The sequence below is a fragment of the Campylobacter concisus genome (assembly GCF_902460575.1).
Lineage (GTDB): Bacteria > Campylobacterota > Campylobacteria > Campylobacterales > Campylobacteraceae > Campylobacter_A > Campylobacter_A concisus_AW.
In genome coordinates, this window is the sequence record NZ_CABPUY010000003.1 from 533,718 (window position 1) to 552,701 (window position 18,984).

The following is an 18,984-nucleotide window of genomic DNA, read 5'->3' on the forward strand; positions in this document are numbered from 1 at the left end:
ATGTTAGCACGCCTGATCGTCATTTGCCTACTAGCGATAAATGCCTTCGGGTGTGCTCTATGCTCGCTTTATAGCCCAACAGCTCACGTTAGTGCGAAATTTGTCGCACACGAAAATAACATCAGCCAGATAGCCTTTACTTGGACCTTTTCGCAAAATTTCTCAGACCTGATGAAGCAAAATTTTGACCTCAATCAAGATGAAAAGATAGATGATAAAGAGCTTAGAAAGATCCGCTTAAATTTACTAGACTACCTCGTGCCAAGGCACTATCTAACGGACATTGAGTATTATTACAAGGATGAAAACGCCACTAAAATAGAGCCAAATTTAAATAATTACAAGCTCTATTTTGATGAGGGCAGGCTTAAATTTGACGTGAGTTTTAAGACAAATTTAGTGATCGCTGACGGACTTGTCGTGTCGGTTGATATGGAGGACAAAGAGGGCTATTTTAACTTCAAATTCACGCAAAATAACGCATTTTTGGTGGGTAAGAGCTTCTGGGCGATACCAAATTCAAACTCAAATTTGATATTTTTTACATTTTCAAGCAAAGAAGCAGCCAAAGCTCACAACGAGAAGCCAGCGCTTAAAGAGCTGCTAAAAGAGCCAGTAGCAGGCTCGAGCGATGAGAATTTAAGCCAGATAGATAAGATCGATGAGGCGAAATTTGACATCGTCTCAAAAACTAGCCTAAGCTTGCTTGATAGGCTAAAGCAAATTTTAAGAAGCGTGGATTATAAAAGTCCGCTTGCGCTGCTATTTTTGGCATTTATCTCATTTGGCTATGGCTTCTTGCACGCTGCTGGAGCAGGCCATGGTAAGGTGCTAACAAGCTCATATTTTGCCGCAACTGGCGGTAGCTACAAAAGGGCGTTTTTATTTGCACTAAAGATCGGCTTTTTGCACGTCGTGGGCGCATTTGTTTTTGTCTTTGCTAGCTTTTTACTGCTTCGTGAAGTAAGTAGCGACCTTACAAAGGACACCGCTAGCATAACGACTGCGTTTTCTGGCGTTGTGATCTTTTTTGTGGCGATTTTTATGCTCGTTAAAAAGATCAAATTTTACCTTTCAAACAAAAATGAGACTAAATTTTATATTTTTAGATCAAATCTAAGTCAAAATTTGAGTAAAAATACAAAATTTAAAAGTGAATGTGGCTGTCAAATTTGCTCAACCAAAAAGCCAAAGAGCAAAGAGGAGTGGCTAGTAGCGGCCGCTGCGGCTCTTGTGCCCTGTCCAGGCACGATACTAGTTTTTGTGCTGGCAAATGAGATAGGCAGCTACTTTGCAGGCGTGATAAGTGGCGTATTTATGGCGCTTGGCATGAGTGTGGTGATATTTGTAGCAGCAGTTTTTGGCTCAAAGATCAGCACGAACATTAAGCTAAAAAAGCTTAAAATCTACGCTGAATTTGCAGCCCTTGGCATCATGCTTTGGCTTGGACTTTTCATTTTTGTCACGACATTTACGCAAAAGAGTCTGTTTTGAAAGATATTATAAAAATTAGAAATTTAAACTTTAGCTACGATAAACAAGTCGTTTTAGAGGATATTAATTTAGACTATAGTAGTGATGAGTTTTTAGCGATAATCGGTCCAAATGGCGGGGGCAAAAGCACGCTTTTAAAGCTCATTTTGGGACTGCTTAAGCCTCAAAGTGGCGAGATAAAGCTCTTTGGTAAAGAGCCAAGCGAGGTTAGTAAATTTATAGGCTATGTGCCGCAAAATTTCTTATCAAATCAAAGCTTTCCGATGATGGTTTTAGAAGTCGTTTTAATGGGGCTAATCGATAAAAAAATCTTTGGCTTTTACTCAAAAGATGAAAAAGCCCTAGCGCTAAGTGCCCTTGAAAAAGTCGGTATGAGGGAGTTTGCAAACGCAAGGATCGGCGAGCTAAGTGGCGGTCAAAGGCAGCGCGTCTATATCGCTAGAGCGCTTTGCGCAAATGCAAAAGTGCTTATCTTAGACGAGCCAACAGCTAGCATCGATACAAAAGGGCAGGCTGAAATTTATGAAATTTTAAAGGGTATAAACGCAAATGGTGTGGGTGTGGTTTTAGTCAGTCACGACCTAAATATCGTGCTAAATTATGCTACAAAGATCGCTTACGTGAGTAAAAATTTACACATTCACAAAACGCATGAAAACCTTGCAAAGAGGGAGTTTATCGAGCATCTAGCTAGAACGCACAGCCATTTTTGTGATGTCGAGATCGCACTTGGCGAGTGTGGTTGTGAAAAAACAAAGAGCAATGTTTTTAAATTTTAAAGAGAGAAAATGAGTGAAATTTTAGAGTTAAATTTTATGCAAAATGCCTTTATTGCGGGCATTTTAGTAAGCATAATATGCGGCATGATAGGCTCGCTTGTGGTGATAAACAAGATGACTTTCATCGCTGGAGGCATCGCACACGGCGCATATGGCGGCATAGGACTTGCCTTTTTCTTCTCGCTCGAGCCGCTGCTTGGAGCGAGCATATTTTCGCTGCTTCTAGCACTCATAATAGCCACGATCACGCTAAAAGATAAGACAAACATCGACTCCGTAATAGGCGCTATTTGGGCGATTGGCATGGCGATTGGTATTATTTTCATCGACCTCACACCTGGCTATAATGCCGATCTTATGAGTTATCTTTTTGGCTCGATCCTTGCAGTTAGTGGCACAGATATTATCTTTATGAGCGTTTTAGACCTCTTGTTTTTAGCACTCATTGCGCTTTTTTACCGCCAGTTTGTGGCGATCAGCTTTGATGCGGAGTTTGCAAAACTTCGCGGGGTAAATACCACTTTTTTTCACTATCTGCTAGTTTGCATGATGGCGCTTTGCGTGGTGGCTACGATCCGCGTCGTGGGGCTAATACTTGTCATCGCACTACTTACCATACCGCCTTATATAGCGCAAATTTTTGCCAAAAGACTTGGGCTCATGATGCTTATCTCAACCATTTTTTCTATCGTTTTTTGCATTATCGGCCTTGTGATCAGCTTTTATTTCAACCTCACAGGCGGAGCTAGCATCATCTTAGTCGCCTCGCTTTGCTTTTTTGCATTTAGCTTTAAATTTAAAAGCTTGCGCTCGTAGCTCTTTTTAACCTAAAAAGCGTCCAAGCCAAAAAGCAAATCGCCGTAAAATAGACGCTAAAAAAGAGCGCCAGCCACATAAATTTGATCTCAAGCCCCAACCAAAAGACCACCGCGTAAAAGAGCGAGCATTGAAGCACGAGCTGTCTAAAGCCATTTAGCAAAAAGATCGCTACTGGGCGTTTTATCGCCTGCAAGGTGCTACCTGAGATGTTTATCGTGCCGTAAGCCATGTAGGCAAGTGAGTTGATGCCAAGGTAGAGTTTGGCTACCTCAAGCACGGCTGGCGTGCTGTCAAAGAGCCTGATCGCGCTCTCGCCAAAAAGCCTTATAAAGATGTAGGCAAAGACGCAGTAGATGAGCAAAAAAAGAAGCGATAATTTGTAGCACTGCAATACTCTTTGAAAGCTCTTAGCGCCGTAGTTTCTTGAGATGATGCTAAGCACTCCTGCTGCCATGCCGATGGTTGGAAGCACTAAAATTTGCTCGATCCTTAAGGCTATGCCATAACCTGCCACTGCATTGACGCCGTAAAAGCTCACAAATTTTAAAAGCACGAGCGAGCCAAGTGACATTGAGAGGTAGTTTAGACAAGCTGGCAAAGCTTGCTTTAGTATCTTTGCCCAGACGGCTAAATTTGGCACGAAGTAGCCTAAATTTCTAGGCTCTATCATCTTGCTTTTTCTAACTTTAAAAAAGAGATAGATCATGCCTAAAAACTGCACGCTAGCCGTTGCTAGAGCAAGACCCTTTACTCCAAGAGCAAAGATAAAGGCAAAAAGATAGCAAAAAAATGCGTTGATAAAAAGGCCACAAAATAGCCAGTTGCGGTAGCTTTTAGTATCGCCAAGTGCGACTAGAACGCCATTAAGCGATTTTATAAGTAGAAAAAATGGAGCCGCAAGAAAGATGACGCCAGCGTAGTCAAGTGCCTCTTTGATGTAGTGATGATCAGCACCTAAAATGACTAGTAAATTTGGCGCTAGCAAGTAGCCACATAGCCCCATAAATAGGGCAAAAAGAAGCACAAAGATGATGCCATTTGCCGCATAAAGTTTAGCCATTTTTGGTTTGTTTGCGCCTAGGCTGTTGCCAATGAGTGCGGTGAGTGCCGAGCCAAAGCCAAGACCGATGCCAACGACACTTAGATAGAGTAAAAAGCTCATCGCCATGCCAGCAACTGCAAGGGTAGAAATTTTAGCGGCGAAAAATGTGCCAGTGACGTTGTAAAGCGTGTTAAACATCATGCCCACGCCAGCTGGCAGCGAGAGCGAGATGATTAGTTTGTTTAGCGGGTCTTTTAGTAGGTCCAAGCTGCCTTCTTACTAAATTACATACGAGCTAAGCTCTATCAAATTTCCATCAAAGTCGTAAATATATAAACTCTTCATTGCTCCCAGAGCTCCATTTCGCCTAACGACGCCAAGCTCGATCTCTACGCCTTTTGCAAGAAGCTCCGAGCGCACGTCTTCTATGTTGTCTTCAACTATTAAACATATATCAGCGCTGCTCTTTGTTGGATGCTTTGTCGAAGACAAAACTCGCCTTCAAACCTATGTAAATTTATCTTTTGTGAGCCAAAATTTAGGCTAATGTGACCGTCTTTCTGAGCTGGTCGCATGCCTAAAATGTCGCAGTAAAATTTAAGCACCTCTTTAACATCGCTTACGACTATAACGATGTGATCTAAATTTTTTATCTGCATTTTGGCTCGCATTTTTATTTTTGATCTCTTGATGCCCTTTTTCTAGCGTAGATATTTAAGCACTCAACCGCTAGCGAGAAGCCCATCGCAAAGTAGATGTAGCCTTTTGGCACATGCACGCCAAAGCCATCAAGTATGAGCGCAAAGCCAACAAGCACCAAGAATGCGAGTGCGAGCATTTTTATGGTTGGGTTGTTATCGACAAATTCTGAGATCGCCTTTGAGGCAAACATCATCACGCCAACTGCGATGATGACGGCAAGTATCATGATATCGATGTGCTGAGCCATACCAACTGCGGTGATAACGCTATCAAGCGAAAAGACTATGTCTAAAATGCCTATTTCTAGGATAGTTGCAAAAAATCCTGGATGAGACTTGCTCTCGTGAGCCTCTTCATGCTTGCCAGTGGCGTTTGCGTGGATCTCCATTGATGATTTTACTATCAAAAATAGACCGCCTATTATGAGCACTAGATCGCGCCCAGTGATGCTAAGCTCGCCTATGCTAAAGAGCGGCTTTGTAAGCTTCATGATCCAAAATAGCGAAAGTAGTAGTATGATCCTAGTGATCATCGCAAAGCCAAGCCCTAAAATGCGGCCTTTGCCCCTTTGCTCTGGCGGCAGTTTGCCTACTAAAATAGCGATAAATATGATGTTATCTATGCCTAAAACTATCTCCAAGCCAGTTAGCGTAAGTAGCGATATCCACGCCTCTGGCGAACTTATCCATTCAAACATTCGTTGTTTCCTTTGTTAAGATTTTTATTATACTTTGTGGCAAAATTTCATGCTCTATGGCGTGAATTTTAGCCTCCCACTCATCTAAACTCATGCCATCCTCACGCTCAAACGCCCTTTGCGCGATCAGTTTGCCCCCATCAAGCTCCTCACTCACATAATGCACGCTCACACCGCCTATCATCATGTCGCTCTCAAAGCTCTCCTTTATCGCATGCGCGCCCTTAAAAAGCGGCAGGATAGATGGGTGAAGGTTTATGGCTTTTATCTGCGTTGTAAAAACTGGCGTTAGTATCCTCATAAAGCCTGCAAGCACTGTTAGATCTGCCCCACTTTTTAAAATTTGCTCCACCAAAACAGCGTCAAATTCCTCACGATTTTTAAATTTAGCACTCTCTATTATCGTCGTTTCAAGCCCAAATTTTTTAGCACGCTCTATGCCAAATGCACCTGGCTTATTACAGATACAAAGGCAAACCTCAATCTTTACGCCGTTAAAAATTTGATTATGAACTTTTTTAAGTATCGCTTCTAAATTTGAGCCACTGCCGCTAAAAAGCACGGCTATCTTTTTCGTAAGCATTTTACTCCTTTGATGATGTCTGTTGGCTCTAGCGCGTAGCTGTTTTTTCCAAAATTTATAAGGCTAAGCGCATGAGCTAAAGTGGCTGAGATAGCAGCATCAAGAGGCTCGTAGCCCTGAGCTAAAAGTGCTAGCACAAGACCGCTTAGCACGTCGCCACTGCCGCCTTTTGCAAGCGCGTTTTTGCCATAAGGCATGACGTAAATTTGTCCCTCTTTAGCGATTATAGTGTTTGCCCCTTTTAGCACTAGCACGGCATTAAATTTCTCACTCCAAGCCTTAGCGTAAGCGTATCTGTTTTCTTGCAAAGTTTGCACATCTATATCGGCTATTTTGCAAATTTTTAAAAGCGAGCAAAACTCCTTTGGATGGGGTGTCAAGACGCAGTTTTGGCTTATAAGGTCAAGCACTTTTGGGCTGTAAAAGATATCAGCGTCAAGAACGAGTTTTTTGCCCTTTAAATTTTGCACCTCAAGCTCTTCTACGCCCCTTTTGCCAAGCCCCATACCAATGGCTCCAGCGTTCATTTTTTCGCTTATCTTGCTAGCTTGCATGATATGCGTTGGTAAATTTAAACCTTGCTCGCCTATCACGCTAACTAGCCCAGCCCCAAAGGCAAATGCCGCCTTTGCGCAAAGCTTGCTAGCCCCTATGTGCTCGCCAGATATGATAAATGCGTGGCCAAAATCGCCCTTATTTACGCACTGTTTTTTTCTATTTGGAAGCATGAGATCGCATTTTTCAAGCAAGTGATAGTCACTCTCGCACTCGTAGTTTTGCGCGCTTATGCCAAGAGTGGCGAGTTTTATCTTGCCCACGTAGTCCTTTGCCGCGTCACTATAAAGAGCTAGCTTTCTAGCTCCCATCGTGATAGTGGCGTCTGCTTTTACGCAAGCGCCAAGCACCTTACCCTCGCTACTTAGTCCGCTTGGCACGTCGCAAGCGATGATGTAAGCGGGGCTAGCGTTTATTTTTGAGATTAATTCTATGTGCTTTTCGTCTAAATTTCTATTTAGCCCTGAGCCAAAAAGCCCGTCTATGACGCACTTTGCGCTATTTAAGCTATTTTCTGCGTCTTTGCTCTCTCGCACGCCAGCAAATTTAGCCCTTTCAAGCTGCTTGGTGGCTAGTGGCTTTAAATTTTTACTAGCTAGTATAAATTCACACTCAAACTCGCCCTCTAGCATCCTTAAAGCACAAAGCACGTCAGCGCCGTTGTTTCCGCCACCGCAAATGCCAAGCACTCTCACGCCTTTTTTAAATTTCTTGCGTATGAAATTTGCTATGGCTACGGCTGCATTTTCCATCAAAAGCTCTTCGCTAAGGTCAAATTTCTCGCCTGCTCGCTCGTCTAAAACTCTCGTGTCTAAATATAAATTTTTCATTCTATGCCCTAAAACTAAGCGCCTCTAGGATGTGGGGCTTTAAAATTTGCTCGCTCTCATCAAGATCGGCGATGCTTCTAGCCACTCTAAGCGTCCTTTTAATGCCCCTTTGAGAGAGGTTATACTTCGTGGCGGCCTTTTGCAAAATTTCACTCGCCTCGGCGTTTAAAGTGCAAAATTTAGCCACCTGCGCGTCATTTAGCTTGCCATTTAGCTCATCTTGACCCCGCTTTTTTTGAAAGATAAAGGCTTTTAGCACCATCTCGCTCATCTGCTGTGAGCTTAAACTTGCCTTATCATCTGGCGAGCTCTCGTCCATGGCGACTTTTAGATCGATGCGGTCAAGCACTGGGGCTGAAATTTTGGCTTTGTAGTTTTTTATCTCATTTTCGCTGCATTTGCAGTTTAGGTTGCGGGAGAATAAATTTCCACAAGGGCAGGGATTTTGAGCGGCTACGAAGATAAATTTAGTCTCATAAGTCACTTTTGAATTTACCCTTGCGATGTGGATTTGATTGTCCTCAAGCGGCTCTCTAAGGCTTTCTATCACTTGTTTAGCAAAGTGTGGGAACTCATCAAAAAATAGCACTCCGCCATTTGCAAGTGCGATCTCGCCGATCTTTGCGACGTTTGAGCCTCCGCCAAAGATCGAGCTTTTTGTCGAGGTGTGGTGCGGCGAGCGAAAGGCTCTAGTGCTTGTAAATTCGCTATCTTGCAGGTTTAGCGAGCGGTAGGCTGCGGACTTTAGCACCTCTTCTAGGCTTTGTGGCGCCATGATATAGACGAGGCGTTTTGCGCACATGCTCTTGCCGCTGCCTGGGCTACCTTCAAATAAGATATTGTGCATGCCAACGGCTGCGATGACGCAGGCTCTTTTGGCTCTTTCTTGACCCAAAACGTCCTTAAAATCAAGCTCGAAGTTTAAATTTGGAACATATCTTTTGCCAGAAATTTCTATCACATTTGAAAATAGCTCGTGTGTGGCGCTAAAATGCGTGCTTTTAGCAAATTCTGCGTCGCTAAAAAACTTTATCGCCTCTTCTAGTGTGCTAACGCCATAAATCTCTAAATTTGGGATCATTGAGGCTTTGGCGACTATCTCGCTAGGCACTAAAATTTTTGCCTTTTGCACCTGTGTGCTTAAAAAAAGTAGGATCGAAAATAAATTTGCCGTGCTTTTTACACTGCCATCAAGTCCAAGCTCGCCAAAAACAAAAATTTTCTCCAAGCTTTTTGCCTTTTGAAGGGCGATGAGAAGGGCGATACTTAGATCAAAGTGTGAGCCACTTTTTGGCAGGTCTGAGGGGGATAAATTTATGGTTATTTTTTGCGCTGGAAAGGCAAAGTCAAGCGCTAAAAGTGCCGCTTTTACACGCTCTGTGCTCTCTTTGATGCTGGTGCTTGCAAGACCCACGATGCTAAAGCCAGGAAGCCCACGAGAAAAGATCGACTCAACATCAATGATCTTTAGTCCGTCGCCGTAAGTAGCACATTTTAAGGACTTCATGATGTCTTTTCTTTTTTCTGCTTTTTGTATTCCTTATCGAATTTCTTGCGTTTGTTAAAGCCTATTTTTTCTATAAAAAGATGTCCGTCTAAATGGTCATTTTCATGCTGGATAGCGATCGCTAGTAGCCCATCAGTTTTTAAGGTCTGCTCTTTGCCAAAGCGGTCTTGAAATTTGATAGCAACTACTTCACTTCTTTTAACGTCCTCGTAGTAGCCAGGCACGCTAAGGCAGCCCTCTTGATAGACGCACTCGCCCTCACGTAGCTCAAATTTTGGGTTTATGATCTCTATAAGATCAGCTTTATCTTGCACGCCCTCTTCGTTGGCTAAATTTATGATAAAAATTCTCTTTGCAACGCCTATTTGTATAGCTGCAAGACCGATGCCTTCTTTTGAGATCATCGTCTCATACATATCATCAAGAAGTTTGTGAAGCTTCTCATCGAAGACTTCGACCTCTTTTGAAATTTCATAAAGTTTTTTATTTGGATAGGATAAAACGTCTAGGATCAAACTAATTCTCTGCTTTCTCGTCTAAAAATAGTGGCTCATTTAGGTCTTGGTTGGTCTCTAGTTTGTCAAGTGCGTGAGAGAGCAACTCTTCGGTACTTTTTGCCTTTGAGATCATGCTTGATACGATCTGCACATCTAGTTTGCACTCTTCGTTATCGATCTTCCATGGCATAGATGAGAGCATGTTTAAAATTCTAGCGCACGCTTGCTTTGTGCCGTTTTCGTCGGTGTATTTCATCACCATAGCAAAGCAGCCATCGCCGTAGTGTGCGACTATATCGCTTCTACGTGAAGTTCTTAAAAGAAGCTGTGACATACTTTTAAACATATTGTTTCGCTCTTTTAAATTTTTAACACGATTTGCAAATTTGTCTTTTATCTTAACTAGCAAAAATGAGGCATTGTAGCCATAACGTCTAACAGACTCGATCTCGCTGCTTATGGTCGCTACTAGAAATTTCTTGTTATAGACCTCGTAGGTCGTATCGTAGATCGACTGCTCTTCGATCGCCTTAAACATCTTGCCGACCTCTTCATAGCTCATCTTGATGACGTCAAGGTGCTTGTCCATGAGGTCGTTTAGCTTGATGAGGTCTTGGTTAAAGGCGCTTAAGACATTTTGCAACGCAAGGACGTTTGTGTTGTTTTTAAGCCCATCCATACGCTTTTGCACTAGGCCTCTCATAACGCCTAAATTTTTATAGATGAGCACGACTGCTTGAAGCATGCTCTTTATCTGGATAAAGCCTTGTTTTACCTCTTTTTCGATAGAGATGTTGCCATTTGTTGGCACTGAGCTTTCAGAATTTGCCACGATGATATCGCCGATCTCTTTTCTAAACTCATCTGACTGCCCATCAAGCATCTTTTCAAAGTAGATAGAGTAGTTTGTCGGCGTAGATGGGACGTTGTCGTCGCTTAGTTCGTGCAAAACGTCCTCTGAAAATTTATAGATATTTACCTTTTCTTTTTTGACAGCCGGTTTTGCTTCGGCTGCTTTTCTTTTTGGATCTGGTGCGTTATCTATCTTTATCACTTTGGGCCTTATTTAAAACTTTTCTCCAAAATTTTATCGACAAGTCCGTACTCTTTAGCCTCTGCTGAGCTCATAAAGAAGTCGCGCTCAGTATCTTTTACGATCTTGCTTAGCTTTTGGCCTGTATTTTTTGCCAAAATTCCATTTAAAATTTCTTTCAAACGTAAAATTTCACGAGCTTGTATCTCGATATCAGTTGCTTGTCCTCTAGCACCGCCAAGTGGTTGGTGTATCATGATACGAGAATTTGGTAGCGCATATCTCTTGCCAGGTGCGCCACAGCTTAGTAAAAATGCACCCATACTAGCGGCCTGACCGATGCAGATCGTGCAAACATCTGGCTTTATGTAGTTCATCGTGTCATAGATACTAAAGCCACTTGTTATCACGCCGCCTGGTGAGTTTATGTAAAGGTAGATGTCTTTGTCTGGGTCTTCAGCCTCTAAAAATAGCAGCTGAGCGACGATAGAAGCAGCCATGCCGTCCTCTATCTCCCCACTTAGCATAACGATCCTGTCTTTTAAAAGACGGGAGTATATATCATAGCTTCGCTCACCTCTACTAGTTCTTTCAACTACGACAGGAACGTAATAGTTCATTACTCAGCCTTCTCTTTTTTGCTTGCTTTTTTCTCGTCTTTTTCTTTGTTGAAAAGCTCGCTAAATAGCTTCTCTTCGATCATCGACATCTTTATAGCTGGGAGCATGCCTTGGTTGCGGTACATCTCAAGGTGCGCTTTTGGATCTTGGCCGCTTCTATATGCCTCAAAATAGATCGCTTGAACGACCTCTTGATCGCTAACTTTCACGCCTCTTACGCGAGCTAGCTCATCGATGATGAAAGTTAGGCGAACGCTATTTTCAGCGTCTTTTCTATACTCGTCACGTTTTTTAGCTAGAGCGTCTTTGTCCTCTCTAAATTTCTTCATATCATCTGGAGTAAATGAGCTCCATGCGTTTCTAAACTGCATATCGATCTCTTGCTCGACGATATTTTTTGGCACGTCAAATTTAAATTTCTCAACCGCAGCTTCAGCAAATTTTGGTTTTAGCTCTTCGTTTATAAGTTTATAAATTTTCTCTTGGCGAATTTGCTCTTTTATGCGCTCTTCAAGTAGCTCTTCAGTTGGTTTTTCTTCGTTTGGAAGGATAGTTTTTAGCATCTCTTCATCTAGTTTTTCAGGGATCTTTCTCTCTTGAATTTCGTGAAGTTTGACTTTAAAAACAGCATCTTTGCCAGCTAAATGTGCAGCGCCATAGTTTTCTGGGAATTTAACCTCGATATCTTTTTCGCCGCCAGCTTTTATGCCTACCATGCCATCTTCAAAGCCTGGGATGAATTGATTTGAGCCGATCTCAAGCACGTAGTTTTCAGCCTTGCCACCTTCAAATGCAACGCCATCAACAAAGCCTTCAAAGTCAAATTTAGCAAAATCGCCAACTTTTAGGCCTCTTTTGCTCTCTACTTTTTCAAGTGGAGCTATCATTTTTAAAAGTTCAGCTTTTTTCTCATCGATATCTTTTTTCAAAACGCGTGGGTTTGAAAACTCAGGTATCAAGCTCTCATAGCCGCTCACATCGACGCTTGGCTTAAATGAAACTGTTAGCTCAACGTCGATCTTGTCATCTTTTTTGTCAAATTTTGAAACGATAGGCTCGCCGATAAGGTCGTCATTTTTCTTGCCTGCTTTTTTGATAGCCTCTTCGACTACATCTCTTAAGACATCTTGCTCAGCGTCGTTTGTCAGCTCTTTCTCGTAGCGTTTTAGCACGACAGCGACTGGCACATGGCCTTGTCTAAAGCCATCTACTTTCATAGTTTTTGCTGCTTTTTTTGCTAGTTTTTCTACGCTAGACTTTATAGCATCTGCACTTACAGTTGTGCTTGCTAGGGTATTTACGCTATCTAGAGCTTTTGTTTTGATTTCCATCGAATTCCTTTATGAATACAAATTTTTAGCCCAAAATATAGCAGAATTTTCCTTATTTCATTGTAAATTTGTAAATTTTTATAGATATAAAAGGCGTTTTAACGTAGAATTTGGCGATAAAATTATGGAGAAAATTTATGCAAGAGAGTTTTGAAAATTCAGTTAAAAATATGCTAACTATCATCGGCGAAGATCCAAACAGAGAGGGGCTTGTTAAAACTCCTGAGCGCGTTTATAAAGCTTTTAAATTTCTAACTAGCGGATACGATCAAGACCCAAAAGAGGTGCTTGGTGACGCTCTTTTTACTAGCTCAAACAACGAGATGGTTTTAATGCGGAATATCGAGTTTTACAGCCTTTGTGAGCACCATTTGCTGCCTATTATCGGCCGTGTGCATGTTGCGTACATCCCAAATGGCAAGGTCGTTGGCCTTAGTAAAATTCCACGCATGGTAAATATCTACGCCAGACGCTTGCAAATTCAAGAGCAGATGACCGAGCAGATCGCAAAGGCGCTTGAGGACGTTATCGCTCCAAAAGGCGTTGGAGTAGTCGTCGAGGCTAGGCACATGTGCGTTGAGATGAGGGGTGTGGAGAAGATAAACTCGACCACTACGACCTCTGCGCTTAGGGGCTGCTTTATCAAAAACGCAGACACAAGGCGAGAGTTTTTCTCGCTAATAAATTCGCCTAGGGAAACGCATTTTTGAGTTTAGAGCGCATAAATTCAAGGCTTAAAGAGGGTGTGAAGCTCTCAAATACTTTTGGCGTCATCACAAAGATCACAGCTACTACGATAGAGATCACCGGACTTCGCCCAAGTATCGGCGACATCGTGCGCATAGTGGCAAAAGACAAGAGCAAAAACGGCCTTGGCATGGTCACGCAGATAAAGACAGATGGCGCTTATATCAGTCCATTTGGCTTTGTCGAGGGTTTTAGGATAGGCGACTTTGTCTATGAGAGCGATCAGGGCATGAGCATACCAGTGGGGTCAAATTTACTTGGTCGCGTGGTCGATCCATTTATGAAGCCAATTGACGGCAAAGGGGCGATTGATACAACTGAATATATGCCGATCATGAGAGCGCCCATAGATGCGATGAAAAGGGGGCTTATAAACGAGCCTTTTAGCGTTGGGATAAAGACGATAGATGGGCTACTTACTTGCGGTAAAGGGCAAAAACTGGGGATTTTCGCAGGTTCAGGCGTAGGCAAATCAACCCTTATGGGGATGATCGTAAAAAATACGCTTGCGCCGATCAAGGTAGTCGCACTAATAGGCGAGCGTGGCCGTGAGGTGCCTGAATTTATAGAAAAAAACCTAGGCGGCGACCTGGAGGGCACGGTCATCATCGTGGCGACCAGTGATGATAGCTCGCTCATGCGAAAGTACGGCGCATTTTGCGCGATGAGCGTGGCTGAGTACTTCAAACAGCAGGGCAACGACGTGCTTTTCATCATGGATAGCGTCACACGTTTTGCGATGGCGCAGCGTGAGATCGGCCTTGCGCTTGGCGAGCCACCGACCTCAAAGGGCTATCCGCCAAGCTCGCTCACACTCTTGCCACAGCTAATGGAGCGCGCCGGCAAAGAGGAGGGCAAGGGCAGTATCACAGCATTTTTTACCGTGCTGGTCGAGGGCGATGATATGAGCGACCCCATAGCCGACCAAAGCCGTTCTATCCTAGACGGCCACATCGTGCTAAGCCGCGAACTAACGGACTTTGGCATCTACCCGCCTATCAATATCCAAAACTCGGCCTCGCGTGTCATGGGCGACGTGATCGGCAAAGAACACAAGCTAAATGCGATGAAATTTAAGCGCCTTTACTCGCTTTTAAAAGAAAATGAGGTCCTGCTTCGCATCGGCGCATATCAAAAGGGCAGCGACAAGGAGCTTGACCTTGCGATCTCGAAGAAAGAATTTATGGAGAGCTTCTTAAAACAAAGCTCAGAAGAGGCCTTTGCGCTTGAAGAGGTCGAAGAGCTGCTTGATAAGATCAATCAGTAAATTTTTGTATAAATTTGACTACTAAAATTTCATAGTCTTTTATTAAAAAGATCGGTAAATTTTGCTTTTTTTGGTGCGAAAAGGTGATGTTGCAAAAGTCGCGGAAGTGCATTTGAAATTTACTGGGTTTTTGGGGTTAAATTTTTGTGTTAGGCAAAAGGATAAAGCATAATGAAAGATATTTGCAAAACAGCAAATCACACACACTACAAACGGCAGGGAAATTTAAAATTCTTGAGATTTTTTACACGATAGTAAATTTGAAGCGGTGAGTTAAATTTACATTAGGTGGTTGTGAGCGGGATTTATCTTACTCGTGGTTTGTGCAAATTTGCATATATAAAAGCAAAATTTAATGCAAAAACATACGCAACTAGAGATATGCGCTTTGCACGCTTGATGTTTAAGGCATAGTGGATAAATTTCAAAATTTAGGATTTTTGAAAAATGATTGTTTGCAAAAGGACGCGGTAGTAAATTTAAGGCAAGTGAGTTAAATTTATACAAAAAGCCTATGGGCGAGTGTCTATCCTATCGTAGCTTTTGCTAAAATTTAATTGTAAAAAATTCCACATTTAGTTTGGCAAGCACCGATATTTTTAGACTTTGCCTTGTGAAGTAAAGCGTATATTTAAAAAAGCGTAAGAGAAAAACCTCTTTTTACTTTGTCAAAGATCGAATTCGCTTCGCCTTTTCTATAAATTTTAGTGGCAGGCTTCTTTTAAATTTAATAGATAAAAGCAAAATTGATATCCGTATTTTGTCTTTGTGGTAGTGTAAAGCCTGCAAGATACTTTAGAAAAATCTAAGAGCAAAATTTATCTTTTCATTCTCATCAAAGCTCAAATTTAGCTCACTTTCCATGTTGCTTTTAGGGGCATGCTCCGTATAAAAACAAAATTTAACACTCTCGGCACTTATCTGCATTTTTTATCGCCAAAGTTTAAATTTAACTCGCGCTTTTCATGATTTTAGTGGCAAAACTCTTCCAAATTTTATTGAGTGAAGCAAATTTCTTATAAGCGTCAGTGGTTTTTTACGGCGCAAAGTCAAATTTATAAAATAAGATAATGCTTAAGAGCCAAATCCCATCTTTTTATCCTCGCCAAAGCTTGAGTTTAGCTCGCGCTCTATCGTCGTTTTAAAGTCCTCAAAGGTAAAAATCCCATCATCTTTTATGGCGACTTTTAAAGCGGTATTTTTTAGCGCAAGGACGATCTGCGCGCCACTTAGGTTAAACTCAGCCAGCCTTTCTACGCTAAAGCCATCTTCAAAGCTCGCATTTTCAGGCAAAATTTTACGCCAAATGGCAAGTCTGCCGTTATAATCAGGCTTTTTAAACTCGATCTTGTAGTCAAACCTCCTTGAAAACGCCACGTCAAGGCTTTGTAAGAAATTTGTCGTAGCGATCAGCACGCCCTCAAAGCGCTCGATCTGCTCTAAAAAGATATTTTGCATTTGATTATGCATCTTTTCAGCCCCGCTAGAGCTCTCCACTCTCGTGCTTAAAAATTGATCGGCTTCGTTTAGCAAGAGCACCGGCTCGCTGCCACTTTTTTTGCAAATTTCTTTGTAAGTATCAAAAATTTTCCTTACATTTTGCTCGCTCTCGCCGACATATTTGCTTAAAATTTTTGAGCAGTCAAAGCTTAAAATTTGCTTCTTTAGGCTCTTTGCAAGCCCAACCGCACTCATGGTCTTACCAGTGCCAGGCTCGCCGTAAAAGATGATCTTAGCGTCTATATTTTTCCTAGTTTTTATGCCCCAGCTGCTAAGTCTAGCTAGCACTTTTTTATCGACTTGCTTTAGTATCGTGCTTAAGAGCTGCTTTGTCTTTTCGTTTAGCACGACGTCTTCTAGGCTCGTTACTGGCTCTATTAGCTCAAAAATTTCTTGCTCTTTTACTAGGCTTTCGATCTTGATTTTCTTGCTGTTTTTGTCATTTTTTGGGTGCATTATGCTTTGCAAAATCTCTTCGTTTATAAAAAAGCTCTTGCTCACATTTCCATAAGCGTTTAAAACCTCGTCGTAGTCGATAAGTGCGCCCTCTATGAGCCTTGAGCCGTCCTCTAAAAGAGTGCGATTTTTGATGCGTTCAAGCTCATCTTTGCTTATTAGCCCAATTAGCGTGTTTAGATCGCGACCGTTTTCAAAGTCGCCCGCATACTCCTCTTTTAAAAGGGCTAAAAATATGATCTGCTCTTTTTCATCAAGCGAATTTTCTTTAAAAATTTGCTCTATTTTTAGGCTGATCTTGCTTAGTTTTACTCGCTCGTTTATGCGCTTTGTAAGCTCAGAAATTTGCTCATTTATGCGCTTTTTAGCGTCATTTGAGCCACCTTCAAATATCGCAGCCTTAGAGTAAAGCTCTATCTTTAAAAACTGATCTTTTAAATACTCCAAATGATCTTCATAAGGCGCAAGTTCTGGTAAATTTATATCAGCGTTGCCATCTTCAAGTATCTTTAAAAACGTGCTTGAGAGTGAAATTTCAGAGTGAAGTAGCGAAAGTAGCCCTTGGTTTGAGCTTTTTTGCGAGTTCTCTGGCATTTTAAAGAGGCCGTAGTTTTGCACTATCCAGCCACTATCTAGCAAATTTTTTATAAATTTTAGATACAAAAGCTGCTTTTCATTTTGCGTGCCAAAAACAGCTCCAAGTAGCTCATAAACGCTCATGCTAGCCGTTCCTTGCACGTAGGCTTTGCTTAGATATTTTAAAATTTCTCCCTCTTCATCGCCACACTTTATAAGCTCGTAAATTTTACTTTTTTTGAGGTCTTGGTTTAGAAAATCAAGCAAATACTTCACTAAATTTTATCCTTTATCTGCTCTTTTAGCACGCGTTTTAGCACCTTGCCAGTGGCATTTCTAGGCAGCTCCTCGGCAAAGTAGATGCTTTTTGGAATTTTGAAATTTGCTAAATTTTTCTTTAGATGCTCTCTAACCGTCTTTTCGTCCAGATCCATACCCTCTTTTACCTGCACAAAGGCCACGACCTCTTCATCTGCATGCACGTCTTTTACGCCGATGACTGCTGCAGCTTCGACGGCTTCAAGCTTATAGATGACCTCTTCGATCTCGCGTGGATAGATGTTTATGCCCTTTGATATGATGAGGTCTTTTTTGCGATCAACGATGTAGATAAAGCCCTCTTCATCGATCTTACCAAGGTCTCCAGTCTTTAGCCAGCCATTTATGATGGTCTCATCAGTCACGCCTGGCATGCCGTAGTAGCCTTGCATGACGCAGTCACCTTTTACGATGATCTCGCCGATCTGCCCGACTGGTAGCTCCATCATCTCATCATCTACGATCTTGACCTCATAGCCATTTAGCGCAGGACCCACGCTTAGAAGCTTTTGCTTATCAAATAAATTTGCCGCTACGACTGGCGAGCATTCACTAAGGCCGTATCCTTCAACTAGCGTTGCACGTGGGAATTTCACTCTAAAATCATCAATCGTTTGCTTAGCAAGCGGAGCAGCGCCACTTACAAATAGCCTTATGCGGTTAAACCATCTAAAATACCAAGGAATTTTTGCCTTGCCGATGGCTGTATATATGGCTGGGATACCCAAAAATACAGTAACTCTTTTAAGCAGCGTCTGTTTTAGCACATTTGAAAATGGAAAGACCGATCTTACAAGCACCATCGAAGCGCCTGCATATATCGGTAAAAGCACCATTGCTGTGAGCGTGAAGCTATGAAACATCGGCAAAAATACGATAAATCTATCGCTTTTTTTAACCTTGAAACGCTCATGAGCGCCGATGACATTTGAGAAGATATTTTTATAGCTTATCATAGCACCCTTTGGCTTGCCTGTAGTGCCTGAGGTGTAGATGATGTGCATGAGATCGTCTATTTTAGGGTATTTTGTGATGCTTAGGGTGTATTTGTGATTTAGCGCTTCGCTGAAATTTATATTTTTTACAACGCCGTTATTTTCATAGCCCTTGCTCATATCCTCTTTTGAAATTTGTGGAGTTGAAGATAGATATGCACTCTCGCCATACTCCTCATCAACGCTTACATAGTCGTCTTTTGAGGCACTTTGAAGTTTTTTTGGCGTTTGACCGATCCAGATGATCTTTCTTAAAATTTCAAGCTCACTAAGTGCGATTAGCTCCTTTGCAAGCGAGCTAGAGGCAAAGAGCACCCTTGCGCCGCAGTCGTTTAAGATATACTCAAACTCATTTGTCTTTAAAAAGGTATTCATCGGCACTGCGACCGCGCCGATAGCGGTGATAGCAAGGTACGAGATGATAAATTCTTTCGAATTTGCCACCGCCATAGCCACTTTGTCGCCAAAATTTACTCCACAAAGCTGCAAGTAAGCCGCCACTTTATCGACGTTTTGCTTTAGCTCGTGGTATTTTAGCTTCTCTTTTTCATCAAAGATCGCTATCTGGTTTGGACTCTGCTTTGCTACTTTGGTCAAAATTTCATAAAAATTATTATAAGAGTATTGCATTTTTAG

At 42.1% G+C, this 18,984-nt stretch carries 19 protein-coding genes; 5 read left to right on the plus strand and 14 right to left on the minus strand.

Features of this window, described 5'->3' with window-relative positions; genetic code table 11:
• From F3G76_RS09120 to F3G76_RS09130, 3 genes are read left to right on the plus strand one after another with little or no spacing between them, the layout of a single operon-like run.
• A complete protein-coding gene (locus tag F3G76_RS09120) occupies positions 1-1,494 on the plus strand; it encodes a nickel/cobalt transporter (protein ID WP_149706509.1) in 1,494 nt (497 codons plus the stop codon).
• Complete coding sequence (locus F3G76_RS09125) at positions 1,491-2,273, plus strand: metal ABC transporter ATP-binding protein (RefSeq protein ID WP_021086647.1); 783 nt, start codon at positions 1,491-1,493, stop codon at positions 2,271-2,273. The genes F3G76_RS09120 and F3G76_RS09125 overlap by 4 nt, the downstream gene beginning before the upstream one ends.
• Positions 2,274-2,282: 9 nt before the next feature.
• The gene (locus F3G76_RS09130; protein WP_149706510.1) at positions 2,283-3,089 is read left to right on the plus strand and encodes a metal ABC transporter permease; all 807 of its coding nucleotides are present in this window, start codon (positions 2,283-2,285) and stop codon (positions 3,087-3,089) included.
• On the opposite strand, the gene F3G76_RS09135 is transcribed toward F3G76_RS09130, so the two are convergent.
• The 11 genes from F3G76_RS09135 to tig are packed head-to-tail and all read right to left on the minus strand — an operon-like array spanning position 3,070 to position 12,489.
• Positions 3,070-4,401, minus strand: a complete 1,332-nt coding sequence (locus F3G76_RS09135) for an MATE family efflux transporter (RefSeq protein WP_149706511.1) — start codon at positions 4,399-4,401, stop codon at positions 3,070-3,072. The two genes, F3G76_RS09130 and F3G76_RS09135, sit on opposite strands and share 20 nt — an antisense overlap.
• A gap of 12 nt (positions 4,402-4,413) precedes the next feature.
• Positions 4,414-4,626, minus strand: a complete 213-nt coding sequence (locus F3G76_RS10825; protein WP_223227453.1) for a VOC family protein — start codon at positions 4,624-4,626, stop codon at positions 4,414-4,416.
• Complete coding sequence (locus tag F3G76_RS10830; RefSeq protein ID WP_223227454.1) at positions 4,578-4,793, minus strand: VOC family protein; 216 nt, start codon at positions 4,791-4,793, stop codon at positions 4,578-4,580. Before F3G76_RS10830 ends, F3G76_RS10825 begins: the two co-directional genes overlap by 49 nt.
• Before the next feature lie 14 nt (positions 4,794-4,807).
• Positions 4,808-5,533, minus strand: coding sequence for a TerC family protein (locus F3G76_RS09145; protein WP_149706512.1), 726 nt, complete (start codon positions 5,531-5,533; stop codon positions 4,808-4,810).
• The gene (gene purN / locus F3G76_RS09150) at positions 5,526-6,116 is read right to left on the minus strand and encodes a phosphoribosylglycinamide formyltransferase (RefSeq protein WP_149706513.1); all 591 of its coding nucleotides are present in this window, start codon (positions 6,114-6,116) and stop codon (positions 5,526-5,528) included. Before purN ends, F3G76_RS09145 begins: the two co-directional genes overlap by 8 nt.
• Positions 6,098-7,501 (minus strand): NAD(P)H-hydrate dehydratase, encoded by a 1,404-nt coding sequence (locus tag F3G76_RS09155; protein ID WP_149706514.1) that lies wholly within the window; start codon positions 7,499-7,501, stop codon positions 6,098-6,100. The genes purN and F3G76_RS09155 overlap by 19 nt, the downstream gene beginning before the upstream one ends.
• 1 nt (position 7,502) lies before the next feature.
• On the minus strand, positions 7,503-9,008 hold the full coding sequence (locus F3G76_RS09160) for a YifB family Mg chelatase-like AAA ATPase (RefSeq protein ID WP_149706515.1): 1,506 nt from the start codon (positions 9,006-9,008) through the stop codon (positions 7,503-7,505).
• Complete coding sequence (gene def, locus F3G76_RS09165) at positions 9,005-9,523, minus strand: peptide deformylase (RefSeq protein ID WP_149706516.1); 519 nt, start codon at positions 9,521-9,523, stop codon at positions 9,005-9,007. The genes F3G76_RS09160 and def overlap by 4 nt, the downstream gene beginning before the upstream one ends.
• Position 9,524: 1 nt before the next feature.
• The gene (locus tag F3G76_RS09170; protein ID WP_149706517.1) at positions 9,525-10,559 is read right to left on the minus strand and encodes a GGDEF domain-containing protein; all 1,035 of its coding nucleotides are present in this window, start codon (positions 10,557-10,559) and stop codon (positions 9,525-9,527) included.
• Positions 10,560-10,567: 8 nt separating this feature from the next.
• Positions 10,568-11,158 (minus strand): ATP-dependent Clp endopeptidase proteolytic subunit ClpP, encoded by a 591-nt coding sequence (gene clpP, locus F3G76_RS09175; protein WP_149706518.1) that lies wholly within the window; start codon positions 11,156-11,158, stop codon positions 10,568-10,570.
• Positions 11,158-12,489 carry a trigger factor gene (tig, locus tag F3G76_RS09180; RefSeq protein WP_149706519.1) on the minus strand — a complete coding sequence of 444 codons (1,332 nt, stop codon included), beginning with the start codon at positions 12,487-12,489 and terminating at the stop codon, positions 11,158-11,160. Before tig ends, clpP begins: the two co-directional genes overlap by 1 nt.
• Before the next feature lie 137 nt (positions 12,490-12,626).
• Between tig and folE the strand changes: the two genes are divergently transcribed.
• Positions 12,627-13,199 carry a GTP cyclohydrolase I FolE gene (gene folE / locus F3G76_RS09185; RefSeq protein ID WP_021088841.1) on the plus strand — a complete coding sequence of 191 codons (573 nt, stop codon included), beginning with the start codon at positions 12,627-12,629 and terminating at the stop codon, positions 13,197-13,199.
• Positions 13,196-14,503 (plus strand): flagellar protein export ATPase FliI, encoded by a 1,308-nt coding sequence (fliI, locus tag F3G76_RS09190; RefSeq protein WP_107916249.1) that lies wholly within the window; start codon positions 13,196-13,198, stop codon positions 14,501-14,503. Before folE ends, fliI begins: the two co-directional genes overlap by 4 nt.
• Before the next feature lie 795 nt (positions 14,504-15,298).
• Here fliI and F3G76_RS10940 read toward each other — a convergent pair.
• The 3 genes from F3G76_RS10940 to F3G76_RS09200 form a co-directional block, all read right to left on the minus strand.
• Positions 15,299-15,430, minus strand: coding sequence for a hypothetical protein (locus F3G76_RS10940; protein ID WP_258032465.1), 132 nt, complete (start codon positions 15,428-15,430; stop codon positions 15,299-15,301).
• Between the two features lie 147 nt (positions 15,431-15,577).
• Positions 15,578-17,311, minus strand: a complete 1,734-nt coding sequence (locus F3G76_RS09195) for an ATP-binding protein (protein WP_149706520.1) — start codon at positions 17,309-17,311, stop codon at positions 15,578-15,580.
• A complete protein-coding gene (locus tag F3G76_RS09200) occupies positions 17,311-18,978 on the minus strand; it encodes a fatty acid--CoA ligase (protein ID WP_149706521.1) in 1,668 nt (555 codons plus the stop codon). Before F3G76_RS09200 ends, F3G76_RS09195 begins: the two co-directional genes overlap by 1 nt.
• Positions 18,979-18,984 lie beyond the last annotated feature (6 nt).